Annotated in this window: 27 protein-coding genes; 15 read left to right on the forward strand and 12 right to left on the reverse strand. The window is 72.7% G+C overall.

Features of this window, described 5'->3' with window-relative positions:
• Positions 1-19: 19 nt before the first annotated feature.
• The 4 genes from MTR79_RS15220 to MTR79_RS33595 form a co-directional block, all read right to left on the reverse strand.
• On the reverse strand, positions 20-940 hold the full coding sequence (locus tag MTR79_RS15220; RefSeq protein WP_048454755.1) for a diiron oxygenase: 921 nt from the start codon (positions 938-940) through the stop codon (positions 20-22).
• A gap of 176 nt (positions 941-1,116) precedes the next feature.
• A complete protein-coding gene (locus tag MTR79_RS15225) occupies positions 1,117-2,691 on the reverse strand; it encodes a mucoidy inhibitor MuiA family protein (RefSeq protein WP_244790647.1) in 1,575 nt (524 codons plus the stop codon).
• Between the two features lie 7 nt (positions 2,692-2,698).
• Entirely contained in the window at positions 2,699-4,816 is a 2,118-nt protein-coding gene (locus MTR79_RS15230) for a DUF4139 domain-containing protein (RefSeq protein WP_244790649.1), read from the reverse strand.
• 63 nt (positions 4,817-4,879) lie between these two features.
• Complete coding sequence (locus tag MTR79_RS33595; protein WP_269847713.1) at positions 4,880-5,014, reverse strand: hypothetical protein; 135 nt, start codon at positions 5,012-5,014, stop codon at positions 4,880-4,882.
• A gap of 1,170 nt (positions 5,015-6,184) precedes the next feature.
• On the opposite strand from MTR79_RS33595, the gene MTR79_RS15235 reads away from it, so the two are divergent.
• The 3 genes from MTR79_RS15235 to MTR79_RS15245 all read left to right on the forward strand — a co-directional run bounded on the left by MTR79_RS15235 (position 6,185) and on the right by MTR79_RS15245 (position 7,876).
• Positions 6,185-6,538, forward strand: coding sequence for a DUF1330 domain-containing protein (locus MTR79_RS15235; RefSeq protein WP_086704962.1), 354 nt, complete (start codon positions 6,185-6,187; stop codon positions 6,536-6,538).
• 86 nt (positions 6,539-6,624) lie between these two features.
• On the forward strand, positions 6,625-7,074 hold the full coding sequence (locus MTR79_RS15240; RefSeq protein ID WP_199208523.1) for an SRPBCC family protein: 450 nt from the start codon (positions 6,625-6,627) through the stop codon (positions 7,072-7,074).
• 421 nt (positions 7,075-7,495) lie between these two features.
• Positions 7,496-7,876 (forward strand): transglycosylase family protein, encoded by a 381-nt coding sequence (locus MTR79_RS15245; RefSeq protein WP_244790651.1) that lies wholly within the window; start codon positions 7,496-7,498, stop codon positions 7,874-7,876.
• 60 nt (positions 7,877-7,936) lie between these two features.
• Here MTR79_RS15245 and MTR79_RS15250 read toward each other — a convergent pair whose 3' ends face one another.
• Positions 7,937-8,710, reverse strand: a complete 774-nt coding sequence (locus MTR79_RS15250) for a DUF4328 domain-containing protein (RefSeq protein WP_244790653.1) — start codon at positions 8,708-8,710, stop codon at positions 7,937-7,939.
• Between the two features lie 200 nt (positions 8,711-8,910).
• Here MTR79_RS15250 and MTR79_RS15255 point away from each other — a divergent pair, with 200 nt between their 5' ends.
• The 4 genes from MTR79_RS15255 to MTR79_RS15270 all read left to right on the forward strand — a co-directional run bounded on the left by MTR79_RS15255 (position 8,911) and on the right by MTR79_RS15270 (position 11,512).
• Positions 8,911-9,684, forward strand: a complete 774-nt coding sequence (locus MTR79_RS15255) for an SDR family oxidoreductase (protein WP_244790655.1) — start codon at positions 8,911-8,913, stop codon at positions 9,682-9,684.
• Positions 9,685-9,713: 29 nt separating this feature from the next.
• A complete protein-coding gene (locus MTR79_RS15260; RefSeq protein WP_244790657.1) occupies positions 9,714-10,070 on the forward strand; it encodes a nuclear transport factor 2 family protein in 357 nt (118 codons plus the stop codon).
• 59 nt (positions 10,071-10,129) lie between these two features.
• Positions 10,130-10,966 carry a MerR family transcriptional regulator gene (locus MTR79_RS15265; RefSeq protein WP_086704958.1) on the forward strand — a complete coding sequence of 279 codons (837 nt, stop codon included), beginning with the start codon at positions 10,130-10,132 and terminating at the stop codon, positions 10,964-10,966.
• A 90-nt stretch (positions 10,967-11,056) separates the two neighbouring features.
• On the forward strand, positions 11,057-11,512 hold the full coding sequence (locus tag MTR79_RS15270; RefSeq protein ID WP_244790659.1) for a cytidine deaminase: 456 nt from the start codon (positions 11,057-11,059) through the stop codon (positions 11,510-11,512).
• Between the two features lie 12 nt (positions 11,513-11,524).
• Here MTR79_RS15270 and MTR79_RS15275 read toward each other — a convergent pair whose 3' ends face one another.
• Positions 11,525-11,953 (reverse strand): glutaredoxin domain-containing protein, encoded by a 429-nt coding sequence (locus MTR79_RS15275; RefSeq protein ID WP_244793178.1) that lies wholly within the window; start codon positions 11,951-11,953, stop codon positions 11,525-11,527.
• Positions 11,954-11,963: 10 nt separating this feature from the next.
• Positions 11,964-12,977 carry a LacI family DNA-binding transcriptional regulator gene (locus MTR79_RS15280; RefSeq protein ID WP_086704961.1) on the reverse strand — a complete coding sequence of 338 codons (1,014 nt, stop codon included), beginning with the start codon at positions 12,975-12,977 and terminating at the stop codon, positions 11,964-11,966.
• Positions 12,978-13,278: 301 nt separating this feature from the next.
• On the opposite strand from MTR79_RS15280, the gene MTR79_RS15285 reads away from it, so the two are divergent.
• The 4 genes from MTR79_RS15285 to MTR79_RS15300 all read left to right on the forward strand — a co-directional run bounded on the left by MTR79_RS15285 (position 13,279) and on the right by MTR79_RS15300 (position 18,131).
• Positions 13,279-14,586 carry an extracellular solute-binding protein gene (locus MTR79_RS15285; protein ID WP_114875727.1) on the forward strand — a complete coding sequence of 436 codons (1,308 nt, stop codon included), beginning with the start codon at positions 13,279-13,281 and terminating at the stop codon, positions 14,584-14,586.
• Positions 14,587-14,677: 91 nt separating this feature from the next.
• Positions 14,678-15,673 (forward strand): sugar ABC transporter permease, encoded by a 996-nt coding sequence (locus MTR79_RS15290; RefSeq protein WP_048459958.1) that lies wholly within the window; start codon positions 14,678-14,680, stop codon positions 15,671-15,673.
• A 12-nt stretch (positions 15,674-15,685) separates the two neighbouring features.
• Complete coding sequence (locus MTR79_RS15295; protein WP_048459957.1) at positions 15,686-16,606, forward strand: carbohydrate ABC transporter permease; 921 nt, start codon at positions 15,686-15,688, stop codon at positions 16,604-16,606.
• A gap of 85 nt (positions 16,607-16,691) precedes the next feature.
• Positions 16,692-18,131, forward strand: coding sequence for a GH1 family beta-glucosidase (locus tag MTR79_RS15300; RefSeq protein ID WP_122216536.1), 1,440 nt, complete (start codon positions 16,692-16,694; stop codon positions 18,129-18,131).
• Positions 18,132-18,192: 61 nt separating this feature from the next.
• Here the strand turns inward: MTR79_RS15300 and MTR79_RS15305 are convergent, their stop codons facing one another.
• Positions 18,193-18,837 carry a maleylpyruvate isomerase family mycothiol-dependent enzyme gene (locus MTR79_RS15305; RefSeq protein WP_244790661.1) on the reverse strand — a complete coding sequence of 215 codons (645 nt, stop codon included), beginning with the start codon at positions 18,835-18,837 and terminating at the stop codon, positions 18,193-18,195.
• Between the two features lie 106 nt (positions 18,838-18,943).
• Between MTR79_RS15305 and MTR79_RS15310 the strand changes: the two genes are divergently transcribed.
• On the forward strand, positions 18,944-19,522 hold the full coding sequence (locus tag MTR79_RS15310) for a hypothetical protein (protein ID WP_244790663.1): 579 nt from the start codon (positions 18,944-18,946) through the stop codon (positions 19,520-19,522).
• Positions 19,523-19,543: 21 nt separating this feature from the next.
• Here the strand turns inward: MTR79_RS15310 and MTR79_RS15315 are convergent, their stop codons facing one another.
• Positions 19,544-20,491, reverse strand: coding sequence for an asparaginase (locus MTR79_RS15315; RefSeq protein ID WP_244790665.1), 948 nt, complete (start codon positions 20,489-20,491; stop codon positions 19,544-19,546).
• A gap of 847 nt (positions 20,492-21,338) precedes the next feature.
• A complete protein-coding gene (locus MTR79_RS15320) occupies positions 21,339-22,079 on the reverse strand; it encodes a class I SAM-dependent methyltransferase (protein ID WP_244790667.1) in 741 nt (246 codons plus the stop codon).
• 474 nt (positions 22,080-22,553) lie between these two features.
• Here MTR79_RS15320 and MTR79_RS15325 point away from each other — a divergent pair, with 474 nt between their 5' ends.
• Positions 22,554-22,835, forward strand: coding sequence for a hypothetical protein (locus MTR79_RS15325; protein ID WP_244790669.1), 282 nt, complete (start codon positions 22,554-22,556; stop codon positions 22,833-22,835).
• Positions 22,836-22,853: 18 nt separating this feature from the next.
• Here MTR79_RS15325 and MTR79_RS15330 read toward each other — a convergent pair whose 3' ends face one another.
• Complete coding sequence (locus tag MTR79_RS15330) at positions 22,854-23,387, reverse strand: GNAT family N-acetyltransferase (RefSeq protein ID WP_244790671.1); 534 nt, start codon at positions 23,385-23,387, stop codon at positions 22,854-22,856.
• Between MTR79_RS15330 and MTR79_RS33600 the strand changes: the two genes are divergently transcribed.
• Together MTR79_RS33600 and MTR79_RS33605 are read left to right on the forward strand one after the other, a co-directional pair.
• Positions 23,386-23,646, forward strand: coding sequence for an Atu4866 domain-containing protein (locus MTR79_RS33600; RefSeq protein WP_279953815.1), 261 nt, complete (start codon positions 23,386-23,388; stop codon positions 23,644-23,646). The genes MTR79_RS15330 and MTR79_RS33600 overlap by 2 nt on opposite strands.
• Positions 23,538-23,966 carry a hypothetical protein gene (locus tag MTR79_RS33605; RefSeq protein WP_279953881.1) on the forward strand — a complete coding sequence of 143 codons (429 nt, stop codon included), beginning with the start codon at positions 23,538-23,540 and terminating at the stop codon, positions 23,964-23,966. The genes MTR79_RS33600 and MTR79_RS33605 overlap by 109 nt, the downstream gene beginning before the upstream one ends.
• 149 nt (positions 23,967-24,115) lie before the next feature.
• On the opposite strand, the gene MTR79_RS15350 is transcribed toward MTR79_RS33605, so the two are convergent.
• A complete protein-coding gene (locus tag MTR79_RS15350) occupies positions 24,116-24,607 on the reverse strand; it encodes an RNA polymerase sigma factor (RefSeq protein WP_086700375.1) in 492 nt (163 codons plus the stop codon).
• Positions 24,608-24,706 lie beyond the last annotated feature (99 nt).

Below are 24,706 nucleotides of genomic sequence, written 5' to 3' on the forward strand. Positions count from 1 at the left end.
GTGGGCAGGCTGTACGTGGTCAGATGAGGTGGGCGCGCTTGTACCAGAAGAGGGCGGGACGAGTGAGCAGTCCGCAGGAGGAGAGGAACTCCATCAGGCCCGAACAGCTCGCCCGCACCATGGACTTGTGGTGCTCGTTGGCACGGGCCTCACGCAGCGCGCGCTCCTCGTCCAGGCCGGCGTTCGCGTACACCTCGCGGTTCACCATGCTGGTGACGATGACGTACGCGGAGATCGCGATCATCACCGCGTGGATGCGGCGGCGCACGCGACCGGCGCGGGCGAGGTGCTTCCGCGTCTCCTCGCGCGCGAACATCATGTGCCGCGACTCCTCCACGACATGGATGTTGTTGATGGTGCGGACGAACGGCACGACCCGCTCGTCGCGCATCCAGTCGCGCTGCATGACGTCGAGGACCTCCTCGGCGACCAGGATCGCCGCGTAGGCGGCCTCGCCGAAGGCGGTGGTCTTGAACAGCCGGCCCAGTTCGACCGCCACCCGGCGCGGGCGGTAGGCCGGCGCGCCGAGCTTCTTCGCGCCCCGGGCGAACATGATCGAGTGCCGGCACTCGTCGGCGATCTCGGTCAGCGCCCACTGGAACGTCTCGTCCGTGGGGTCCTTGGAGTAGATGTCCCGCAGGATCATCTGCTGGAGGATCATCTCGAACCAGATGCCGGTGCAGGCGACCGACGCCGCCTCCTGCCGCGTCAGCTCCTTGCGCTGGGCGTCGCTCATCTCCTCCCAGTACGCGGTGGAGTAGAGCGTGCTCCACTCCGGGCTGGCGCCGTGGAAGTCCTTGTCCAGCGGGGTGTCCCAGTCGACCTCGACGAGCGGGTCGTACGAGAGCTGCGCGGACGAGTCGAGCAGCCGACGGGCCACGTCGACGCCGTCGTCCGACGGCTGATCCGGGTGCTGTGCCCGGGAGGTGGTCAGAGCCATGCCGGGGCCTCCTCGAGTCGAGTCCGTACGCCATTACCACGGGTAACCGTCCCGCTTGCTGACGAACTGTATAGCAAGACCTCGCGTGTTCCCACCCCTGGGCCCGTCAAGCTCATGTGAAGGCCCGCACGGCGTGTTCACCGTGCGGGCCGGGGCGGGGCGCGATGCGCTTCGGCTCAGAGGCCGGTGACCTTGCTGCTCGCCGACACCTCGTGGACCAGCGTGAGCGTGCGGCGCCCGCCCGGAGGGAGGGTCACGTCCCAGCGGGCGATGCCGTCCGCGTCCACGGAGTCCGGCGCGGGCGAGCACGCCTCCTCCCGCAGCCGCACCTCCACCGCCGACACCTCGGACACCGGGATGCGCTCCCGGACGACGACCACCCGTTCGTCCCGCTCGTCCGGCGCGGAGAACCGTGACAGATGCAGCCGCACGGTCCGCGTGAGCACGGTCCGCTGGGTCAGCCCCGCCGTGTCGCGCGTCTCCTCCGTCTCCCGTACCACCCGGTGGTCGTCCCGGCTGCCGAATGCCAGCTCGACGGCGGCCCCCGGAGCGGTGAACTCCAGTGTGCCGCGCCCGACGAACCCGCTGCCGCGGATCAGGTCCACCGGTCCGGCCAGCAGCGCGTGCCCGGACCGGTTGTCGGCCCGCACCACCTGCGTCACCAGCGGCGACAGCTCCGGCGCGCAGGCGTACTCACTACGCGCGGCCGTGGTGAACGACGACACCGGCACCCGGTGCGCGCGCCCGTCGGCGGGCACGGACACCGGGTCGGGGGCGTGCAGCACGCGGACCTCGCCGCCGTCGTCCACCCCCGGCAGTCCGAGCACCGGAGCGGGACCCAGGTCCGCGATCTCCTCCTCCCGCAGGTCCACACGGACGGTGCGGCGCTCCTCGGGGGAGCGGTCCTGGAGCGTCAGCCGGTCCTCGCCGAGCACCGGCGGCTCCGTCGCCGCCGAGGAACGCGCGGTGGACAGCGTCAGCCGTACGCCCGACCAGTCCTCGCCGGTGCGCTGCCAGACCATCGCCTCCGTCTCCAGGGTGAGCGCGTCCCCGTCCAGCGTGGCCCGGTACGCCGGCCGCCACAGGGCGCACGGCGTGAGATGGCTCAGCCGCAGCTCCGCCGTTCCCTCACCCGAAGCCTCCACGGTCAGCTCGACATGCCCGACCAGCTCGGCGGGCTCCGTCTCCGCGTCGGCGAGGGCCTGCTCGACCTCGCGCAGCTCGTCGGAGAGCGCCCGCAGCCGCGTCTCCACCTCGCGCAGCCGCTCGGCCTGCCGTTCCCGCTCCTCGTCGACGCGGTCCAACTCCCGGGCCCAGCGGTCCCGTTCGGCCTCACCGGACCCGGCGCCCTCGCCGATCTCCCGCAGCAGGTCCGCCGCGAGCCGGCCCAGCGCGTCCCCACGCGCCGCCAGCCGGTCCCGGCGCTGCTCCAGCACCGGCCGCTCCTCCTCCAGGGAGGTCACGCGTCGGCGCAGCGGCGAGTCGTCGTCGGAAGGCTCGGGCCCGCGCGGCGTCCACGCGCGCACGATGCGCACATCGAGCACGGTCGCCGGGAAAGCGGCGGTCAGCTCGGCGTGCAGCGTCCGGTCGACGGCCAGGGCGCTGACCGGGCCGAGCCGCAGCAGCTGTGTGCCGGGCCGCAGTTCGAGCGTCGCGCCGCGCTCGACGTGCGCGCGGTCCTCGGTGCAGGTGACGGCCGTGACGGGGAGGGGGACCGGGGCGGTCGGCTCCGATGACGGTGACGTAGACATGCCTGTGTCAGCTCCTGCGGTTGCCGCCGGTCAGGGCCTTGCCGGCCGGAATCCTGATCTCGTAGCCGCCGTCGAGGGCGACCGTGCCGCCGGGCGGCAGGTCGACCCGCCAGATCCGGGTGCCCGTGGCGTGCCGCTCGCGGTCCGCGGTGTCCTCGGGCTCGGTCCAGCCGGCCCGTTCCTCGATCCGTACGTCCGCCTCCGAGGTGACCGGCACACGCTCGCGCACTTCGACGCGGACCGCCGCCGGGAGCCGGTTGGCCAGCTCCACGTGAACGCGGTGGTCGAGCACGGTGACGTTGTTGCGCAGACCCGCGGTCGACTCGGTGAGGTGCGTCCGCCGGGTGACGGCGACGGCCTCCGCCGGCCCCAGCCCGAGGCGGCGCACACCGCCCGGCGCCAGGGTGGGCAGGGCGGCGGTCAGCTGGTACTCCCCGTCGACGCTCACCTCGACCGGGCCCGCCAGCAGCGCCTGATCGGTCGCGTTGGACAGCACCAGCGTCGCGTACACGGTCTGCTCCACCGCCGGAACGCACACGTACTCGGTGCGCAGACCCACCGCGATCTCGCCGACGGTGACGGTGTGCCAGGTGCCGTCCGACGGGATGTCGGCGGGCGCCGCCGCGTCGTAACGGTGGTCGAACGAGCCGGCTGACTCGTGGGGCCGCACGGCGTGCCCGGGCAGCGGCAGCGCGGTGGGCTTCTCGGCGCGCCGGCGGTACTCGGCGGTCACCGGGTCGAAGCCCGTGTCGGGGAAGAGCCGCCCCCGGCGGTCCCGCGGCTCGTCCGGACCGCTCAGCACGAGGGCCGTGTAGTCGAGTTCGGCGTCGTCCGGCCGGGGCGGGCCCGGGACGGGCGGGGGCGGTGCGTACGGGGCGGCGCCCGCGGACTCCGGGGCGGCGGCGTGGGCACGGCCGCCCGCACGGGGTGAGGCGGCCGGGCGGGGGCCGGAACCGGGGCGGGACCGGGGCCGCCCCCGGTCCGGGGCGGGAGCCGAGCCCGGCGCCGCCGGACCACCGAAGCCCTGTGCCGGTGCGCCGAACGCGGCGCCGGGGGCGGGCGGTGCGGAGGGCGCCGGAGACGGCGGCGGGGGAGGGGGCGGAGCGCCGTGGGCGGCGCCCACCGTGACCGCGGTGTCCGCGACGGCACCGCCGACGGCCCACCCGCCCGCTCTCGCCCCCGCGATCACATCGGACTCCGGCCGCGGACCCGCCGCCTCATACCCGGCGAACAGGTCGGTCAGCCCTGCCGGAGGCTCCCGCCACCCGGACGGGGCCGGCGCGGGCTGGCTGCGCCCGATACGGACCGACCGCAGCCGGGGCAGATCGGTACGTCGCCGCAGATCGGCCGTGGCGAAGGCGATCCGCACGCCCGTCCAGTCCTCACCGGACCGCTGCGCGACCGAGGCCCGCAGCAGCAGCCGTCCGCTGTCCTCACCCTGACGGTGCGTGAGGCGGTACGCCGGCACCCAGACGGCGCCGGGCACCCCGTACTCGATCTCGACCTCCGCCTCCGCCCCGGCCGCGCCGCGCAGCGTCAGCACCGCCGTGTACGCGGAGGCGACCCCGGAGGCCGGCGCGTCGGTGCTCACGCGGGCCAGCCGGTCCTGCGCCACCTCCATCTCGTGTTCCAGACGCCCGAGTTCGTCCTCCAGTTCGCGGAGCCCGTCGTGCAGCACGGTCAGGCGCTCGTCGACGAAGTCGGCCAGCTCCAGCCAGGCGTCCACCGGGGTACGGCGATGCGGGTCCTCGCGCTTGCGGCCGGGCGGCACCGGACGCAGCGCGCCGACCTCCTCGATGCGCTTCAACTGCCGCTCCCGCCGGGCGTCGGCGGCCTGGTACGCCTCGGTCAGCCGGTCGACCTCACGCCGCGCCCCGGCGACGGCGTCCTCGTCCACCGGCTCCGCGTGGATCTCCGCCCGCGCCTCGGTGACCCGCGTCCCCGGCGCACCGAGGACGCGGGCGCGCAGCGAGTGGGGGTCGAGCGAGCGCGGCAGTCCGGGCACCCGTACCTGTCCCTCCGCAGGGACCGTGCCCCGGGCGACGCGACGGCACAGCGCGCCCTGCGCGTACACCGTCACCGATTCGAGTGCCGAGTCCCACCTCGGTGCCGTCCCAGCCGTCATGTGCTCCCCCGCGCAGCCGTGTTCGTCCCGAGGGCAGCCTACGCGGAGACGGCCCGCCCCGGATCACCAGACGAGGCACCAGTACGTGCCGTGGTGCCCGATCCCGATCCGGCTCTCGCGCGGCACCAGGGCGGGGTCGGGCCGCCCCACGGCCGACAGGGTGCAGGCGGGGTCGCCGACGGTGCCGGCGGCGGACATACGGCGGGCGGCGTCCGTGGCGGCGGGGGAGGTGTACCACGAGGTGGTGGGGGCGTCCGTCGGTGGGGGAGTGGCCGAAGGCTTCGGCTTGGTGGCGGGCTTCGTATGTGCCTTCCCGGTCGGCTCTTCGGTGGGCTTCGCGGTCGCCGCAGCGGCCCCGGTCGCCGCGGTCGACGCGGGCTCGGGCGTGGCCGTCCCGGCCGGCTGCCGCGGTGCGGGGGAGACCGGCGGGTGGGTCGTGGGGACCCGTGTCGCGGTCCCGGGCGGCGGAGGGATGCGCGGTCCGGGAGGCGTCGGCGCCGTGGTCCGGGTCGGCTGCGAGGACGGCGCCGCCGGCTCAGGGCCGGCTGACCGGAGCGGGGCCTCGGGCGCCGCCGACCGCGCCGGGGAAGTGGGCCTCCCCGGTGCGCCCGTGCCCGTGTCGGTACCCGTTCCCGCCCCGCCCGTGGAGGTGGGCGGCGGAGGCACGAGCCCCGGCGTCCGGGTGGACGGCGCAACCCCGGACGTGCCCGCCACCAGCGGAGGCCCGGTGGCGGTCCCGCCCTCCGGAACGACTGGCCCGGTCCCGCCGTCCGGAACGGCCGGCCCGGTCCCGGCACCCTGATCCGGCACACCCGGCGGCTGGGTCCGCCCCTGCCCGGGCGGTGACGGTCGCGTCGCCGGACCGCCGCTCGGCTCGGCCGCCCCGCCGGGACGGGACGCCGTGGGCGCCGGCCCCCCGGTCCCGCCCGTGCCGGTCGGCCCCGGCGACGACGTCCCGGAGGTCGGCGTCGGCAGCGGGCCCAGTGTCGGCAGGGTCAGGTCGTTCGACGCGGACGGCCTCGGGCTCGGCGTGCCGTCGTCCTGTGCCACCCACACCCATACGCCGACGCCCCCCAGGACCAGCGCGGCGGCGCCGCCGGCGATCCATGGGGCGCGCCGGGGCGGGCGACGGTGACGATTCATGGTCACCACTGTCCTACGGACCCCGGCAGGCCGCCTGTCGCATGGTCCGGCTGCCGTGCCGCCGGTCCGAGCAGTGCGCTCGTACGGGTGACGGACACCGCCGACCGGCCGTGCCGTCCGAGCCGTGCGGAGCACGCCGTTCCCTTACCTCCGAGGTCATCGACCCCGTCCCCGGCCCGATGCCAGGATCACCACGTACGAGACCGACACACCGTGGAGGACACCATGACCGCGTACGCCATCGCCCATCTGCGGCCGGCCGCACCGCACCCCGACATCGCGGAGTACATGGAGCGCATCCCCGCCACGCTGGAGCCGTTCGGCGGCCGCTTCCTGGTGCACGCCACGCGCCACGAGGTGAAGGAGGGCGCCTGGCCCGGGCACGTGGTGATGATCGCCTTCCCCGGGATCACCGAGGCACGTGACTGGTGGGACTCGCCCGCCTACCGGGAGATCGCACCGCTGCGTTCCCGGCACATCGAGGGCGACATCATCCTGATCGACGGCGTCCCCGACGGTTACGACCCCGCCGTCACGGCGGCGGCCCTGCGCAAGGAACTCGACGCCGCGGCCGACTGAGCGCTGGGCAGCCCGGACACGTCCGGTTACGGTGGAGATGTCCCCTTCATCCGGGGTGCCGCCCCGGAATATCCGGGAGAGAGACCATGAGTGCTCAGTTCGAGGTCGTCGTGGATGTCGACCGGCCCATCGAGGACGTCTTCGCCTACCTCGCGGACGGCCGGAACGACCCCGAGTTCAGTCCCCGCGTCCTGAAGATGGAGAAGAGCCCCGACGGCGACACCCATGTGGGCACGGTGTTCCACAGCACGGTGAAGGACGCCGGGATGCGCTCCGAACGGGACTTCGAGATCTACGAGTTGACCGCACCCACCCGTATGCGCTGGCACGAGGTGTCGCACAACTCGATCACCGCCCAGGACGGCGGGTACGACCTCGAACCCACACCTGACGGCGGCACCAGGGTGCGCCTGTTCAACGTGCTCGAAGGGCACGGCGTGGGCAAGATGCTGCTCCCTCTCGCCGCGGGCGCGTCACGCAAGGACGCCCCCGCCTTCGGCCGGCGAATCAAGGAGGCCGTCGAGACCTCGGCCTGACTCAGCTGCGTGGCCCGCCGGGCCGGCGGCCGTTCCCGGCCGACGCGCCCGGCACCGGCCTGCCGGAACGGCACCGCCATCCAAGCACCGGACTGCCTGGACCCGCGCGGACCTCGCGCGGGTGCAGGAAACGAGCACCCGTACCGCCATCATCAGCAGGAAGGCGCCCACGGCCGGCGCCGGAAGCGACAGGATCGCCGTCACCACGCCCCAACGCGTCCGTCCGCGTGGTGCGTTCGCGTCGCCCGTCCCTGCCATGGCGCCCTGTGTCGCGCTCACGAACTCACCTTCCGGTCAAGGGAATGACAGGCAGGCCGGACCATGACGCGCTCACGGGTGGCCGATACCGCGTCCCCCGGCCGGCGTAGTGACTTGGCGGCCGACATGCCGTGACGGCTCCGGGTGGCATAACAGTGGGCCTATGACATCGAGACACACCGCCCCTCAGGTCACCGAGCGCCGTGCCTCCGGACTGCGTGTCCGGGCCGCGCTGGTGGTCCTGGCCGCAGCGACCGCCCTCGGCACGACCGCGACCGAGGCGGCAGCGTCGGCCTCGGCCCGCCCCGGAACCGACTGGGACGCCATCGCCCGGTGCGAGTCGGGCGGCAACTGGAAGGCCAACACAGGCAACGGCCACTACGGCGGACTGCAGTTCTCGCAGTCGAGCTGGGTCGCGGCCGGAGGGCTGAAGTACGCGCCACGGGCCGACCTCGCGACGCGCAAGGAGCAGATCGCGGTGGCCGAACGCCTCGCCCGCATCCAGGGCATGTCCGCCTGGGCGTGCGCCCACGCGGGGCGTTAGACCTGCGCGGCGCGCGCCGGCGGTCCGGAGCACACCGTCACGGGACGTCCCGCACCGGCGTCAAGCGCCCGGAACCGGGCCGCCGCGCGTAACGGGGCCGCCTGCCGCCGGATACTGCGGCGCGGGCTGCTGGAGCGGCTGCCGCCCCGCCATCGCCTTGTCGTTCTGAGCCGCCGTCAACCTGCGGACGAACAGCAGGGCCAGCACCGCGGACACGAGGTCGAGGACCGACCCCGTCATCAGCCATCCCGCGGCGTCGTGGATCGCCTGCGGGTCGCTTGCTTCGTCGTACCGGTTCGTGGCGAACCGGTCGAAGATGTTCGACGCGATCCACATGCCCCACCAGGCGTTCAGCAGGCCCTGATGCCGCACCTCGGACGCGTAGGGGTCCGGCTGGCTGGCGCGCAGGACGTCCGCGGCGATACCGCGCGGGATGAACAGGTTGGCGAACGGGATGAACCAGCCGCCGATCGCCCAGCCCGGCGTGCGGCGCTGTACGTCCGGCGCGAACACCTCCGCGTTGTGACGCACCCGGTGGAACCAGATGATGAACAGCGTCGCCGTGCCGAGCAGGCCGAGCATGTACATCGAGGTGGTCATGCCGACCGCCCAGACCGCCCGGTCGACCGCACCCAGGCCGACATCGCCCGCGCCGCCGCCGGACGCCACGTCCCCCATCACGGACATCATGTACGCCGCCGCGCCGAAGCCCAGCACGTCGGCGACGATCATGAAGGCGAGCAGCGCGGTCACGGCGTGCGCGAGACCGATCGGTGAACGCAGCACGGGAAGCCGCCCGAGCATCGGGCGCTTGGGCAAGGACGGATGAGTCATGAGGACCCCCCTGAGAAGTGCGGTGGGATGCGGCGCGCTCTCCCCAGAAACGCCGCGAGATGATCACAAACGAGTGATCGACTTCCGGACCTTATCCCATCACGGCTACGGCGTGTCCATGACTATTGCGTGCGGGCGAGTGCGGCCGTCGCAGGTGCGCGCTTGAGTCTCCCCCCGGGAGAGGTCCCAGGGTGGCTGACATGAACGACACCGAACTCGAGGGACGCGTCGCCGTGGTCGCCGGCGGCAGCAAGGGCACCGGACTGGCGACGGTACGGCGGCTCCGGCAGATGGGTGCCCAGGTCGTCACCATCGCCCGTACGGCGCCGGAGGAAGGCGACACCCTCTTCGTCCAGGGCGACCTGGGCACCGCAGAAGGGGTGGCCGCCGCCGCCGCGGAGATCCCCGCACGTGTCGGCGCCCCCGACGTCCTCGTGCACATCGTGGGCGGATCCGACTCCCCGGCCGGGGGCTTCGCCGCCCTCGACGACCCGCTGTGGTCGCGCGAACTGGCGCTCAACCTCCTGTCCGCCGTCCGTCTCGACCGGGCCCTGCTTCCCGCGATGGTGGCGCGCGGCTCGGGCGCCGTCGTGCACGTCACGTCCATCCAGCGCCGCATGCCCCTGCACGACTCGACCCTGGCCTACGCCGCCGCCAAGGCCGCCCTGACCACGTACAGCAAAGGGCTCGCCAACGAGGTGGCCCCGGCCGGCGTACGGGTCAACTCGGTCGCCCCGGGCTTCATCCGCACCGACGGAGCCGAGCAGCTGCTGGCCCGCCGGATGCGGGAGGGAGGCGTCACCCGGGAGGCCGCCCTCGACGACCTGATGGGGATGCTCGGTGGCATCCCCCTGGGCCGGCCCGCCGAACCGGAGGAGGTGGCCGAGGTGATCGCCTTCCTCGCCTCACCCCGCGCCGCCGCGGTCGCCGGCGCCGAGTACGCCGTCGACGGCGGCACGGTCCGCGCCGTATGAGCCGCTCCCGACGCACCGGAGGAACCCCCATGTCCGAAGCCCACCGAACCAGGACGACCGCGGATCCCCGCGCCTTCGTCGAGGAGTACGTGGCCGCGGCCACGGCCGCCGACCGCGCGCGGTACCTCGCGCTCTTCGACGACGATGTCGTCGTACGCGACGAGGGCCGAACCCACCGGGGACTCACGGAGGTGCGCCGCTGGCTGGACCACGTCCCGCCCGTGGAGTACGACGTACGGGAGGTCACCGGCACGAGGGACGTCTGCCGCGCCGTCGCCGAGGTGTCGGGGGACTTCCCCGGCAGCCCGGTGACGCTCCGCTTCACGTTCGACCGCGACGCGCGGGGCGCGATCATCCGGCTGGAGATCACCCCCGACCCTGCCTGAAGCACCCCGGGACCGGCCGAGCACCGGCCGGCCCCGGACCGGCCCGCCAGGAGCACACCATGACGGAGCGACTCACCATCGGAGAGTTCTCCCGCATCACCCACCTCAGCATCCGCACGCTCCGCCGCTACCACGAGCAGGATCTGCTGGTCCCCGCCGAGGTCGACCCGGTGACGGGCTACCGCTACTACTCGCCCGACCAGGTACGGCCCGCCCAGACCATCCGGCGGTTCCGCGACCTCGACCTCCCCCTGGCGGACCTGCGCCGCTTCCTGGAGGCGGAAACCGGCGCACACGGCGGGGCGGCCGACCGGGACACGGCCCGGCAGGTCGTGGCCGCCCACCTCCGCCGGCTCGAGGACCGCCTCGGCCGCACCCAGCGCGCCGTCGAAGCACTCCGCGAACTCCTCGATCCCGGCGCCGAACGGACGGTGACGCTGGAGGTCCTCCCGCCCCAGCGGGTGTACGCGGTCTCCCTCGACGTGCCCGCGGGCGCCGGCCTGGACTGGTACGACGCGGCGATGCGCGACCTCGACGCCGCCGCCGGACACCGCCCGGTGCTCCCGCCGGGCGGCCGCTACACGCACGAACTGTTCACCGAGGACCACGGTCACGCCACCGTCTACCTGCCCGCCGAGACCCCGCTGCCCCCGGGAGCCCCGGCCACCGTGCGCGAGCTGGACCTGCCGGCCCGGACGGCCGCCGTCGCCACCCACACCGGCCCGCACGACGACCTCGACCTGACCTACGGCGCCGTGGGCTCCTTCGCCGCGCGCCACGGCCTGCGCGCGCAGAACATCGTGGAGGAGGTGTACCTGGTCGGCCCGCGGGACACCGGCCAACCGGAACGCTGGCGCACGCTGGTGGCCTGGCTGACGGCCCCCGAACACACCTGACCCGTGGAAACCGGCTTGCGCACGACGGCCGTCACGCATCACGGTCCTTCTGGCACAGGCCAAGAACCGTAAGGGAAGGCACGCCGGACCATGCACACGCACGACGTCGACGAGGAACTCGTGGCGGCCGCGGCCGAGGTCGCCCGCACCCGCTGCCGGGGCGACAACCACACCATGGCCGCCGCGGCCCGCGCCACGGACGGCCGGATCGTCACGGGTGTGAACGCCTACCACTTCACCGGCGGCCCGTGCGCCGAACTGGTCGTCGTCGGCACGGCCGCCGCCCAGGGCGCCTACGACCTGAGGACGATCGTCGCGGTGGGCGACCGCGACCGCGGAGTCGTCCCCCCGTGCGGCCGCTGCCGCCAGGCCCTCCTCGACTACTTCCCCGCCCTCGAGGTCGTCGTCCCCGCCCCCGGCGGAGGCCTCCGCGCGGTCCCGGTCATCGACCTCCTCCCGCGCACGTACGTCTGGGCCGACCACCAGCCGGACATGCCGTCGCAGGCCGGGGGCGTGTCCGGGGCGAGGGGACCCGGGACGGCGTAACGGCCGTGCCCGTCACAGGAGTTCGCGCACCCACTCCGCGTCAGGATTGACCCGCGCCCGCCCGTCCGGCAGGACCACCGTCGGCACCGTCTCGTTCCCGTCCGCGACCGCCCGCACCGCCGCCGCGGCGGCCGGGTCGCGCCAGATGTCGACCCAGTGGGCGCGGCGCGCGTCCCGGCCCAGCCTGAAGCGCAGCCGCCTGCAGTAGTGGCATCCCGGCCGCCAGTAGATCACCGGGCGCCCGTCCGCCGCGCTGCGGCGCCGCGCCTCCTCCGCGCCGAGAGACGCCGGGAAGACCAGCGGAGAGTTCACCGCCGCGAACGCGAGGCACGCGACAAGGACCACGGCCGCAGCAACCGTGTCCCCGTCGGCGAGCAGGCCCGCCGCGCTCAGTGTCCCGGCCGCCGCGAGCAGCAGGGCGAGCAACCAGCCCTTGACCATCGCGCCCCCGTCAGGACGAATCACGGACGACCAGCTCCGTGGGCAGGGTGATCTGCTGCCGGGGCCCGTCGTTCAGGGTGATGTCGGTGAGGATGCGGGCCATCGTGCGGCCCAGCTCCTCCACCGGCTGACGCACCGTCGTCAGCGGCGGGTTGGTGTGCCGGGCGAGCACCGAGTCCTCGAAGCCGACCACGGCCACGTCGACCGGCACCCGGCGCTTCTGTCGGCGCAATTCGGCCAGCGCGCCCACCGCCATGAGGTCCGACGCGGCGAACACGGCGTCCAGATCCGGCGTGCGTTCAAGAAGCAAACGCATGGCGCGGCCGCCGCTGTCCTCGGAGAAGTCGCCCGGCTCGATCAGCGACTCGTCCGCGCGAACGCCCGCTTCCTCGTGCGCGGCGTGCCACCCCGCGAGGCGGGCGCGGCCGACGTCCATGTCCTGGGGGCCGGTGATCGTCGCGATCCGGCTCCGCCCGCGGCCCAGCAGATGCCGGACGGCCTCGGCGGCGCCGCCCGCGTTGTCGGAGTTGACGTAGCTCAGCTGCTCGCCCGCGTCGCGGCGGCCGGCGAGCACCGTGGGCAGGCCCATCTCCTCGAGGATGCCGGGCAGCCGGTCCTCGGCGTGCACGGAGACCAGCAGCACACCGTCCACCCGGCGGGTGGCCACCGACTCGGTGAGCTGGTCGCGTTCGGCCTGGTCACGCACCAGCATCAGCTGCAGCTGTGTGCCGCTCTCGGCGAGCGCGCCGCTCACACCGCGGATCAGCGCGGCGAAGAACGGCTCCGAGCCGAGCCGGCTCTCCGATTCCGGGATCACCAGGGCCACGGCGTTGGTGCGGTTGGTGACCAGACCGCGGGCGACGGAGTTGGGCACGTAGTTCAGTTCTTTGATCGCCGCCAGGACCCGCGCCCGGGCGTCGGCGCTGACCAGGTCGGAGCCGTTGACGACGCGGGAGACCGTGGTGCGACCCACGCCGGCGCGGGCGGCGACGGTCTTGATCGTGGGACGGCGGTTGCCCGTCATGCACTCCCCCCTCAGCGGCCGCGGCGGCGTTCTCTGCCGCGGAGGTGACCTGCGGCAATTCTTGCAGACGCCGGGGACGGCGAAGCACCCCCAGGGTCCGGAAGGCGAACGGAAGGCGCGGTTCCCACGCAGAAGTTGCTTTCAAGTTATTGACAGATTGCGTCGCTGCTACAAGTCTTCGTGCAGCGGTGGGAACGTGCCCACCCGGAGTTGGGCACGTTCCCACCTCGATCAAGAGCCGCTGTAGTCATCGCAGAACTCGTCACTCCGATGTGTCAGCGCCGTCGCTAGGAGGAGATCCATGGGCACTCTCGGTTCGATGCGCAGAAAGGCTGTGGCGACAGCCGCGGCCGTCGGCGCGCTGTCGCTCGTCGTCGGCTGCGGCGGTGACGGCGACTCGGTCACGGGCGGCAGCAAGGACGGCGACAAGGTCACCATCACCATGGGCCTGTTCGGCGTCATGGGCATCAAGGAGACCGGCCTGCTGGAGGAGTACGAGAAGAACAACCCCGGCGTCACCATCAAGGCCGAGATAGCCGGTGACGAGCAGACCTACTACACCGCGCTGCAGACCAAGCTCGCCGCCGGCAAGGGCCTGAAGGACATCCAGGGCATCGAGATCGGCCGTGCCAAGGAGATCACCGAGACCCGGGCGGACATGTTCGCCGACTTCTCGAAGGTCGAGGGCACCGACCACTTCCTGCCCTGGAAGCAGTCCCAGATCACCACCAAGGACGGCAAGGTGCTGGGGCTCGGCACCGACATCGGCCCCATGGCGGTCTGTTACCGCAAGGACTACTTCGAGAAGGCCGGACTGCCCACCGACCGCGAAGAGGTCGGCAAGCTGTGGGCCGGCGACTGGAAGAAGTACGTCGAGGTCGGCCGCACCTTCAAGAAGGACTTCAAGGGCGGCGACGTCTCCTACACCGACTCGGCCAGCGGCCTGTTCAACGCCATGGTCTACGGCTACCCCGAGCAGTACTACAACGAGCAGGGCGACCTGATCTACGACACGAACCCGGCCGTCAAGGAGGCCTGGCAGCTCGCGTCGGACGCCGCCGAGGAGGACCTGACCGCCAAGCTGCGCCAGTTCCAGCCCGGCTGGGACCCCGGTCTGTCCAACGGCACGTTCGCGACCGCGGTCTGCCCGGCCTGGATGCTGAGCCACATCAGCGAGAAGGCCGGCGAGGTCAACAAGGGCAAGTGGGACGTCGCCCGTGCCCCGAAGGGCGCCAACTGGGGCGGTTCCTTCCTCGGTGTGATCGAGGACAGCCCGGTGAAGGAGGAGGCGCAGAAGCTCGTCGCGTGGCTGACCGCGCCCGAGCAGCAGGCCCGCATCTTCAAGGACCTCGGCAACATCCCGTCCTCGCAGAAGGCCCTCGAGGACCCGTCGGTGAAGGCCGTGAAGAACGACTACTTCAGCGGCGCGCCGCTGGGTGAGATCTTCGGCGCCGCGGCCCAGGAGATCCCGGACAAGCAGGTCCTCGGCCGCAAGGACGGCACCATCAAGGACACCTTCTCCCAGGGCCTGGCCCTGGTCGAGCAGGGGACGCCGCGTGACGAGGCCTGGAAGACCACCTCGGAGCGCATCCAGAAGGCGGTCGGCTGACCGTAGTTCCAGCGGCCGTCCCGGGCCCGCCCGCCTTCGGGCGCGGGCCCGGGACGGCCGGCTCCCCATACGCTCTCAGGAAGGAAGTCCGGTGGCCACCTCCACCACCAAGGCCCTGGCCGGCGAGGAGCCGCCGGGCCCGTCCCGTGCCGGGGACGGCAAGGAGACCTCACGGCGGCGCGGCGCCTGGCTGCACCGCCTCGACGTCAAGGGCGCGCCGTACGCGTTCGTCGCCCCCTTCTTCGTGGTCTTCGCCGCGTTCAGCTTCTACCCGCTCGTCTACACCTCGTGGATCTCCCTGCACGACGTGGAACTGGCCACGCTCGACATCATGGAGTGGGTGGCGTTCGACAACTACGTCGAACTGTGGGGCGACTCGCGGTTCTGGAACGCTCTGCAGAACACCATCACCATCGGCATCATCTCCACGGTGCCGCAGCTGCTGATGGCCCTGGGCATCGCGCACCTGCTCAACTACCGCATGCGCGCCTCGCTGTTCTTCCGCGTCGCGTCGCTGGTGCCGTACGCCACGTCCGTCGGCGCGGCCGCGCTCGTCTTCACCATGATCTTCGAGCGTGACTTCGGCATGATCAACTGGGGGCTCGGCCTGGTCGGGGTCGACCCGGTGAACTGGGAGGCCGACAAGTGGCCCGCCCAGGCGGCCATCTCCACCATCGTCATCTGGCGCTGGACCGGCTACAACGCCCTGCTCTACCTGGCCGCGATGCAGGCCATCCCCGCCGACCGCTACGAGGCCGCCTCCCTGGACGGCGCCTCCCGCTGGCAGCAGTTCCGGCACGTCACCGTGCCCGGTATCCGCTCCACGATCGTCTTCACCATCGTGCTCTCCACGATCGGCGCCACCCAGCTGTTCGGTGAGCCGCTGATCTTCGGCCAGGGCCCCAACGGCGTCACCGGAGGCGCGAACAACCAGTACCAGACGCTCGGCCTGCTGCTCTACGAGGAGGGCTGGAAGAACTACCAGATGGGCCGCTCGGCGACCGTCGCCTGGGCGATGTTCATGCTGCTGGTCCTCGCCTTCGTGGCACAGCGACTGATCAAGCGACTGCGCTCCCGTACGTCCTGACCTGGAGACGCCATGACCACTCAAAGCCTCCCGGCCCGGACGGACGCCCCGGCCCGGACCGAACCCGAGAAGCCGGCCCGCGGCGGCCGCCGCCTGTTGCGCGAACGCGCCGGGCGCACCCACCACGCGGGACCGCTCGCCTACATCCTGCTCGTCATCATGGCGGTCCTGTCCATCTTCCCGCTGTACTGGACGATGGTGGCCGCCTCCACGGACAACACCCGGGTCAGCCAGACCCCGCCGCCGTTCCTGCCAGGACCGAACCTGTTCAGCAACCTCGCCCGCGCCTGGGACGAGGCGGCCATGGGCAAGGCGATGATCAACAGCACCATCGTGGCCGGCGTGATCGCCCTGTCCACGGTGTTCTTCGCGACGCTCGCCGGATTCGCCTTCGCCAAACTGCGGTTCAAGGGCCGCAACGTCCTGCTGATGCTGGTGATCGGCACGATGATGGTGCCGCCGCAGCTCGGCGTCGTCCCGCTGTTCATGATGATGTCGGAGCTCGGCTGGTCGCAGCAGCTGCCCGCCGTCATCTTCCCGACGCTGGTCAGCGCCGTCGGCGTGTTCTTCATGCGGCAGTACCTCTCCGAGGCGCTGCCCGACGAACTCGTCGAGGCCGGACGGGTCGACGGCGCGCACTCGCTCCGCATCTTCTGGAGCATCGTGCTGCCCGTGGCCCGGCCCGCCATGGCCGTGATCTTCATGATCACGTTCGTGCACGCCTGGAACGACTTCTTCTGGCCGTTCGTGGTGCTCGACATGACCAACCCGACCGTCCCCGTCGCGCTCACCCAGCTCAGCGCCGGCTACGTCCGCGACCAGTCGCTCATCATGGCCGGCGCGCTGCTCGGCACCCTGCCGCTGCTGGCGATGTTCATCGTCTTCGGCCGCCAGATCGTCAGCGGCATCATGGCCGGCGCCGTCAAGGGCTGACCGCTCCCCGCAGGCCCCGATCCCCACCCCCACCGGGCCCTTCGCACACCCCGCGAACCGGCCCCACCACCCCGAAAGGACTTACGTGGTCACCGCAGCACAGCAGACCGCGTCCACCCCGGACGCCGCCCGCACCTTCCCCAAGGGCTTCCTCTGGGGTTCGGCCACCGCCTCCTACCAGATCGAGGGCGCCGCCGCCGAGGACGGACGCACCCCGTCCATCTGGGACACCTACGCCCGCACCCCGGGCCGCGTCCGCAACGGCGACACCGGCGACGTCGCCACCGACCACTACCACCGCTGGCGTGAGGACGTCGCCCTCATGGCCGAACTCGGCCTCGGCGCCTACCGGTTCTCCCTCGCCTGGCCCCGCATCCAGCCCACCGGACGCGGTCCCGCCGTCCAGAAGGGCCTCGACTTCTACCGCCGGCTGACCGACGAGCTGCTGGAGAAGGGCATCCAGCCCGTCGCCACCCTCTACCACTGGGACCTGCCCCAGGAGCTGGAGGACGCCGGCGGCTGGCCCGAGCGCGCCACCGCCGAACGCTTCGCCGAGTACGCCGCCCTCGCAGCGGACGCCCTCGGCGACCGCGTGAAGACGTGGACCACGCTCAACGAGCCCTGGTGCAGCGCCTTCCTCGGCTACGGCTCCGGCGTGCACGCCCCCGGCCGCACCGACCCGGTCGCCGCCCTGCGCGCCGCCCACCACCTCAACCTCGGCCACGGCCTCGCCGTCCAGGCCCTGCGCGACCGCCTCCCGGCCGCCGCCCAGTGCTCGGTCACCCTCAACATCCACCACGTCCGCCCGCTCACCGGCACCGAGGGCGACGCGGACGCGGTCCGCCGCATCGACGCGCTCGCCAACCGCGTCTTCACCGGCCCGATGCTGGAGGGCGCCTACCCGGAGGACCTCCTCAAGGACACCGCCGGCCTGACCGACTGGTCCTTCGTGAAGGACGGCGACCTGGAGCAGATCAACCAGCCGCTCGACTTCCTCGGCGTCAACTACTACACGCCCACGGTCGTCTCCGAGACCGACGGCAGCGGCACCCACACCTCCGACGGCCACGGCAACAGCCCGCACAGCCCCTGGCCGGCCGCCGACAAGGTCGCCTTCCACCAGCCGCCCGGCGAGCGCACCGCCATGGGCTGGGCCGTCGACGCCACCGGCCTGTACGACCTGCTGCGCCGGCTGTCGTCCGACTTCCCGAAGCTGCCTCTGGTCATCACCGAGAACGGCGCCGCCTTCGACGACTACGCCGACCCCGAGGGCAACGTCAACGACCCCGCCCGCATCGCGTACGTCCGCGACCACCTGGCCGCCGTCCACCGCGCCGTCCTCGACGGCTCGGACGTCCGCGGCTACTTCCTGTGGTCCCTGCTCGACAACTTCGAGTGGGCACACGGCTACAGCAAGCGGTTCGGCGCGGTGTACGTCGACTACCCGACCGGCAGGCGCATCCCGAAGGCCAGCGCGCGCTGGTACGCGGAGATCGCCCGCACGGGTGTCCTCCCCGCGGCCTGACCCGAACTCCGCGGGCCCGACTCCCCGCCCGTGGGGGGACAGGGAGTCGGGCTCGCGGGCGTCACCGCATACCGGCGCGGTGGCGGAGCATGCCGACTCCGTCGCCGTCGAGTTCGTCGCAGCAGGCGGCGCGCCCGGTCATCGCCATGACGAGGGCCAGGGTCGGTCCGGTGACGAGGGGTCCGTCCCCGGTCGTGAAAGGCCCGTCGTCCGCGGCGAGTCGCAGCCCGCCGATCCGTCCCTTCGCGACGACCACGAGGTCGGTGCCCCGGTAGTACTCGGCCACGGCGGTCACGGTCTCCACCGGGTACCTCCGCCGTATGCCGAGCGGCCGCCGGATGTCCTCCCCGTGCACGACGGTCTCGCCGAGCATGGCGACGGCGGGCAGGGGAGGCTTGGTCGTGCTCGGCACCACGCGCCGGAAGCGGTCCAGGGTGTCCGCGGGCCCCGAACCCAGCTGCTCGGCCAAGCGCATGGCGACCTGCCGGTCGAAGTCGAACCGACAGCGGACGACGCCCGCGAGCCACCTGACGGTGTCGAGACTCGCCCCCGCGGTGAGATGCGCGAGCACCTCACGCACGGTGAGCCCGTCACAGAGCGAGGGGGTGGCCCACTGCTCGGCGGTCAGCGCCCCGAGATCGTCGGCGAGCGCGGCCCGCTCGGCACGGATCATGGGCCACACGGTGGTGGCGGCAAGAGGCGTCATGGGGGAGGGGCTCCTGTCGGCGGAAGGGCTGGGACGCGTGTGTCTGCGGGGGCGGACTCCCGCCTCGCACGGAACTCATCGCCGGGAGCGCGGCAGAATACGGGACATGGACGTCCTGGACCTGCTGAAGTCGGCCTCCCTCCTGGTCCCCGAGGAGAGCGCGACCGGGAACGACGTCACGGTGGACGACGTCTGGCAGTACCTGGCCCATGACGAGTGGGAGGTGGCGCTCGGACTGCTGGAGGAACTGGGAGAGGTGCGGCCGCTCCCGGCCGTCTTCTGGGCGTCCATGGCAGCCGCCGCCGAGGAACTGCGTCTGGACCGGAGCGCGGCATGGTGCCACTGGCGGGAGGGTGAGGTCCGCAACGGCGTCATCCGCGCCGACCTCACCTTGCGCGCCCCGTCCGACGGCGGCCGCCGGTCGCCTGTCCCCGGCGCCGGCGTCCTGCGCCCGATGTGGGACATCGGCCACCGCACTCCCACCGGCGAACCGGCGTACGCCGTCGCCCATCTCTGGGTGGAGGGCGTCCCCGCCCTGGAACCCGGTGGCCGTGCCCCGGTGCGTCTGGCGCCGCTCACCCCCGAGCTGTGGGGTCATCTCCGCCCCGGTCAAGTGATCACGCTGCACGAGACCCGCCCGGTGGGCGGAACGGCGGTCCTGCTGGAGGTGATGCTGCCGGAGTGACGTGCGCGGGGCGCGCCACTCTCAGAACGTGGCGCGGATCGAACCGACCCTCTCGCCGTGGCCCAGGACAGGGACGGTGGCGAGTTCGGCGAGCGTGGCGTCCCCGTCCACGTCGACGCCGAGGCGGCGCAGGGCGGCGATCATCACCACGGGGCGCGACCGCTGCGAACCGTCGGCGATCTTCAACGAGACCGCCGAACCGTCCGGCAGGCCGAGCGCGTAGACGCCCTCGGCGCCGTCCTTCGCGACGGCGCCCGGCAGCGCCCGCATGAGCCGTGTCACGTCACGCCCGGTGCCGCCCACGTACTCCGGGTGCGTGTTCATCGCCCGCACGACACGGTGTTCGAGGGTGCCCTCCGGCGCGGAGGCCAGGCGCCCGAAGGAGCGGGCGAGGCCGCGCAGACCGATCGCGAACAGCGGCGCGCCGCAGCCGTCGACGCCCGTCGCCGCGACCTTCTCTCCCGCGAGTTCCTCCACCGTCTCGCGCAGCCGCACCTGGAGCGGGTGGAGCGGGTCGAGGTAGGTCGCGGTGTCCCAGCTGTTGGCGACGCAGGTCGCCAACATCGCGGCGTGCTTGCCCGAGCAGTTCATCGTCAGCGGGGAGGGTTCTCCGCCCTTCCGCAGGTGGTCGCGGAGCGCGCCCTCGCCGATCGGCAGGTCGGCCGTGCACCGCAGCGCGTCCGTGGAGAGGCCGGCCGAGGCCAGGATTGCCCGCACGCCCTCCAGGTGGAAGTCCTCGCCGGAGTGGCTGGCGCAGGCCAGCGCCAGGAGCGGGCCGTCCAGGTCGAGTCCGGCGCGCAGCATGCCGAGCGCCTGCAGGGGCTTGTTGGAGGAGCGCGGGTACATCGGGGCGTCGACGTCTCCGATCCTCACCTTCTCGGACCCGTCGGGGCCGGTCGCCAGGACCGTCCCGTGGTGCACGGACTCCAGGAAACCGCCGCGCCGGACCTCGGCCACCACGCTGTGCATCGCTACGTCCACCTCTTCCCTTCGTGCCGACTGTCGACAGTTGTTGCCGCCCGCCGTGATGCCGGTGGGCGCGGTCATGCGGAAGCCGGGCGCTGCCGGCCGTGATCGCCTCGTCGCCGGTCGCGGGAGCGCTGGGCGGCATCGTCCAGGGACTCACCCTCGCACGGATCTGTTCCGCCGCGTCGACGGGCTTCACCTCCGCGATGCGGGACGGCCACGGAGGCATCGACCCCGGCACCCGCCCGAGACGGCCCGGACGCTGCTCAACCGGGGCGGAACGGCGTCCATGACGACGACCGTCCTCATCGGACTCGCCGGGTTCGCCTTCGCGGGCATCCTCACCGTGACCCGCTGTCTGGACGTCCTGATGCACCGCCTGCTCGCCGAGGTCCGCAGGGCGGGCGGATCATCCTCGCCACCGCGATGGGTTCCCTGGACACGGCCCTCACGATGGGTGTCCCGTACCGGACGATCACCGTGCCGGGCCGGGCTTTCCAGGACGTCTGCCCCGAACGCGGGCTCGCCCCGAAGAGCCTCTCGCGCACGCTGGTGGACTTTCGGGACGGTCTTCGTGCCGCTGGTGCCGTGGACGGAGGCCGCCGCCTGCACGTCCGCGACCCTGGGCGCCGCGACCACGGCGTACGCCGCGTACGCGTTCCCGAACCAGGTCGGCGTGATCACCGCAGTGATCTGCAACCAGTTCGGCGTGATCACCGCGGTGATCTGCAACCAGTTCGGCGTGATGACCGCGGTGATCTGCGGGTACACCGGATTCGGCATCGTCCGGGAGGCCCGTGCCGCGCGGCCGAGGAGCCGCTGCCGGCCCCGGCCTGACCCCGCGACGGCCTCAACCCGGCTTCCGCCACACCGAGATGTGCTTCGGGGAGTCCTGGGTGAACGGCGCACCGTCCCAGTCCGCGACACGGCGCTCCAGCCGGAGCCCGGCGATACGGGCCATGAGATCGAGTTCCGCCGGCCAGGCGTAGCGGTGCCGGGAGGCTCCGCGGCGGTAGCGGCCGTCCTCGCCGTCGCGGGTGAAGTGGTGGGAGACGAGGAGCTGTTCGACGGTGTCGAGGGTGTCGAAGCCCAGGTGCCGCTCCGACACGTCGAACGGCACCGCGACCTGCCCGGGCGGCAGGAACCGCAGGGGCGGCACGCCCAGCTCGATCACGAATCGGCCCCCGGGCCGCAGATGACGCGCGGCGTTGCGGAAGCACTCGACCTGCTCGTCCTGCGTGAGCAGGTTCGAGATCGTGTTGTAGACGAGGTACACCAGGGAGAACTCACCCGGCACGACGGTCGTCGCCATGTCCCCGAGGGCCACCGGCAGCGTGTCCTCGTCGACCTTGCGGCGCAGCACGGCAGCCATGTGCTCGGACAGCTCGATGCCCGCCACCGGCACACCACGCTCGCGGAGCGGTACCCCCACGCGCCCGGTTCCGATGGCGAACTCCAGCGCGCGGCCGTCCCCGGCGAGGCCGGCGAGGAAGTCGACGGTCGCTCCGAGGACGGCGGCCGAGGTCATCTCGGTCTCCTCGGAGTCGTAGCGCTCGGCGGACTCGGGGCCCCACAGTTCACTGCTCGTCACGGTCGGCCACTGTGCCGGGCGGAGGGTGACGCTGTCGACCCATTTAGCGCCCGGTGCGGGCGCCGGACTGCCCGACAATGACCCCTGCCGGATTCCCTCGACAGACAGGTGGGCAACCGTGGGCGCACCGCACCCGCTCCTCGCGTACTTCCTGGCAGCCGCCGACGGTCGCTTCCCGCCCGTCGACGGCAAGGTGACGGTGTTGCCGCCCCTGGCCGGAGGGCTCGAATGCTCGGTCGCCTTCACCGGCCACGCCGTCGTCGCCACCGCCCTGAGCGAGCGGGCCGTACACGCCCGGGAGCCCGACGGATTCGGTGGTTCGCTCGCGCCTGACTTCCTGCGCCACCTGGCCGGCCCGAAGGCTGGATCGACGTCGTCGACGTCACCCTCACGGCCCGCGGCACGGGCGGCCCGCCGCGCCTGGCGTCCGTGGCCGGCGCGGACGATCACCCGCGCGTACGCCACGCCAGAGACGTGCGGACGCACGTCGAGGTCCACGGCGACGAGCGCGGTCTCATCACCCTCGCCGACGGCCTTGCCGGACGGCGGGAGCTGAGCGTCGAACTCCACGATGTCCAGGACGGCGGCCGAGGGCACGGGCGGTCGCTCATCGCCGACGCCCTGTCCCTCGTCCCGGAGGGCGAGCCCGTGTTCGCGGCCGTTTCCCCGGGCAACGCCCGCTCCCTCCGCGCCTTCCTCGCCTGCGGGTTCACACCGATCGGCAGTGAGGTCCTGCTGCGTCCCGAGCGGAAATGACCCGACGCGCACCCGCCGTCATGGGGAAGCTGCGGGCCGGAGGCCGAGCCACTGCTCCGCCTCCCACGCCCGGAACCGCTCCACCTCCGTGAAGCCCAGCTTGGCCGCCAGGCGGAGGGAGCGAGTGTTGGCGGTCTGCGTCGCCAGGACCACCGGCTCGTCGGGGAGGACGCCGTCCAGCCAGTCGAGCGCCGCCCCGCACGCCTTCGCCGCGTACCCGTGTCCCCACACCCGCGGCAGGAACAGATAGCCGAGATCGACCTTGCCCACGGCTGCCGGACGCGAGTGCTCCGTCGCTCTTCTCAGCAGCACCTGGCCGGTCATCACCCCGTCGAGTGCGACGACGAAGCTCCCCGGCCACTGCCCAGGCACGGCCGGCATCTCGCGCGCCAGCTCCTCCCGGGGCCTGGCGCCGCCGAGATACGTGTGCACCTCCTGCGACGCGTACAGCTCGACGAATACCGCACGGTCCCGTGCCTCCGCCGCACGCAGCACCAGCCGCTCGGTCCGGATCGGTGCGGGCGGCCACGGGACGGGTCCAAGATCGGTCATGCCGGTCAGCCAAGCAGCGTGCCCAGCCGCGTTCAAGAGTCAGGCAGGGTGCGTGACAAGGACCGGCTTCCTGCGTCAGGAGCTCACCGCCGACGGCCGCTGCGACGAGACGCGCGGCGGCCGCACGCACGCCTACAGGGACGCTTCTGGATCGACGGCGACCGCGTCGACTACCTGGGCGACCTCGGTTTCCGGGCGTACGGGCGGTTTCGAGGGCGACGAACTGCACCACGCCGGGCACGTGATGAGGCGCGGCTGATCCCGCGTCAGGGTTTCTGTACCGCGTCCTCCCGCGTCAGCGTCCCCGTACCTCGTCCGGCGCGTCCGACGCCACCCGACGGGGCGTCGGGACGACGCGGTCGCGAGGCGCCGTCGACTCGCCGATGTCCGAAGTCGCGGGGCTGGGGCGCGAGTCCACGGCCGATTCCGCGGGCTCCGGTGACGCCGTGGGACCGGTCGTGGGCGCGGGGAGGCCGGTCAGGGGCGGAGGGGCCAGCGGGACCGTGGGCGTCACCGGCCGGTCGGAGGTCGTCGCGTTCTGCAGCGGCAGCGCGACGAGCAGGGCCACGGCGCACGTGAGACCTGCGCCGACCGTCGTGCGGACCAGACGGCGCCGCGCCGCGCGGCGTCGGATCGTCTCGAATCCGCCTGGTGGCGGGCCGAGATGCTCGGACGTGGGCCGCAGGAGTTCGGCGAGCGGGTCGTCCGGATCGAACTCGGGGCCCTCGTCAGTGTGAGTGATCAAGGTTTCTCCTCAGGTGGGCACGGAGCAGCTCCCTGGCCGCGTGAAGATCGGCCTTGATGGTTCCTTCCTTGCGTCCGGTCACCGCGGACACCTCCCGGACCGGCAGGTCAGCGTAGTAGTGCAGCAGGATCGGCACCCGCAGCCGCTCCGGCAGCGCCTGCACCAGCATCCGCACCGACGGGTCGGAGGGTTCCGTGTGCGGGCGCACGGCCGCCTCGGTGCCGACCCGGCGCACGGTCCTGCGCTCGCGGTCGAGCCGTCGCCAGTGGTCGCGCACCAGGTTGGCCGCGGTGACGTACAGGAACGCCCGTGGTTCCGACACGGACGTCCAGCGCGACCACAGCCGGGTGAACGCCTCGGAGGCGATCTCGTGGGCCGTCTCGTCGTCGTCGACCAGACGACGGCACCAGCCGGCGAGGCGCGGGTAGAGGGCGGCGAAGAGCTCGGACGCTGCCTGCTCGCGGGACCGTTTCAATGCTCTCCATGGTCGGGGCGGCCCCGGAGGCGGGGTACCGCTCGTGGACGGGACGCGGGGACGCCGTGTGTGCCGGGCCGCCGGTACGACGGCCCGGCA

The sequence above is a fragment of the Streptomyces sp. BJ20 genome, from assembly GCF_022869105.1.
Lineage (GTDB): Bacteria > Actinomycetota > Actinomycetes > Streptomycetales > Streptomycetaceae > Streptomyces > Streptomyces griseoincarnatus.

Bases quoted from the DNA above. Each gene is read 5' to 3' on its own strand.
- MTR79_RS15220 (WP_048454755.1), bottom strand. From the start codon at position 940: ATGGCTCTGACCACCTCCCGGGCACAGCACCCGGATCAGCCGTCGGAC.
- MTR79_RS15225 (WP_244790647.1), bottom strand. From the start codon at position 2,691: ATGTCTACGTCACCGTCATCGGAGCCGACCGCCCCGGTCCCCCTCCCC.
- MTR79_RS15230 (WP_244790649.1), bottom strand. From the start codon at position 4,816: ATGACGGCTGGGACGGCACCGAGGTGGGACTCGGCACTCGAATCGGTG.
- MTR79_RS33595 (WP_269847713.1), bottom strand. From the start codon at position 5,014: ATGTCCGCCGCCGGCACCGTCGGCGACCCCGCCTGCACCCTGTCGGCC.
- MTR79_RS15235 (WP_086704962.1), top strand. From the start codon at position 6,185: ATGACCGCGTACGCCATCGCCCATCTGCGGCCGGCCGCACCGCACCCC.
- MTR79_RS15240 (WP_199208523.1), top strand. From the start codon at position 6,625: ATGAGTGCTCAGTTCGAGGTCGTCGTGGATGTCGACCGGCCCATCGAG.
- MTR79_RS15245 (WP_244790651.1), top strand. From the start codon at position 7,496: ATGACATCGAGACACACCGCCCCTCAGGTCACCGAGCGCCGTGCCTCC.
- MTR79_RS15250 (WP_244790653.1), bottom strand. From the start codon at position 8,710: ATGACTCATCCGTCCTTGCCCAAGCGCCCGATGCTCGGGCGGCTTCCC.
- MTR79_RS15255 (WP_244790655.1), top strand. From the start codon at position 8,911: ATGAACGACACCGAACTCGAGGGACGCGTCGCCGTGGTCGCCGGCGGC.
- MTR79_RS15260 (WP_244790657.1), top strand. From the start codon at position 9,714: ATGTCCGAAGCCCACCGAACCAGGACGACCGCGGATCCCCGCGCCTTC.
- MTR79_RS15265 (WP_086704958.1), top strand. From the start codon at position 10,130: ATGACGGAGCGACTCACCATCGGAGAGTTCTCCCGCATCACCCACCTC.
- MTR79_RS15270 (WP_244790659.1), top strand. From the start codon at position 11,057: ATGCACACGCACGACGTCGACGAGGAACTCGTGGCGGCCGCGGCCGAG.
- MTR79_RS15275 (WP_244793178.1), bottom strand. From the start codon at position 11,953: ATGGTCAAGGGCTGGTTGCTCGCCCTGCTGCTCGCGGCGGCCGGGACA.
- MTR79_RS15280 (WP_086704961.1), bottom strand. From the start codon at position 12,977: ATGACGGGCAACCGCCGTCCCACGATCAAGACCGTCGCCGCCCGCGCC.
- MTR79_RS15285 (WP_114875727.1), top strand. From the start codon at position 13,279: ATGGGCACTCTCGGTTCGATGCGCAGAAAGGCTGTGGCGACAGCCGCG.
- MTR79_RS15295 (WP_048459957.1), top strand. From the start codon at position 15,686: ATGACCACTCAAAGCCTCCCGGCCCGGACGGACGCCCCGGCCCGGACC.
- MTR79_RS15305 (WP_244790661.1), bottom strand. From the start codon at position 18,837: ATGACGCCTCTTGCCGCCACCACCGTGTGGCCCATGATCCGTGCCGAG.
- MTR79_RS15310 (WP_244790663.1), top strand. From the start codon at position 18,944: ATGGACGTCCTGGACCTGCTGAAGTCGGCCTCCCTCCTGGTCCCCGAG.
- MTR79_RS15315 (WP_244790665.1), bottom strand. From the start codon at position 20,491: ATGCACAGCGTGGTGGCCGAGGTCCGGCGCGGCGGTTTCCTGGAGTCC.
- MTR79_RS33600 (WP_279953815.1), top strand. From the start codon at position 23,386: ATGCCGGTCAGCCAAGCAGCGTGCCCAGCCGCGTTCAAGAGTCAGGCA.
- MTR79_RS15330 (WP_244790671.1), bottom strand. From the start codon at position 23,387: ATGACCGATCTTGGACCCGTCCCGTGGCCGCCCGCACCGATCCGGACC.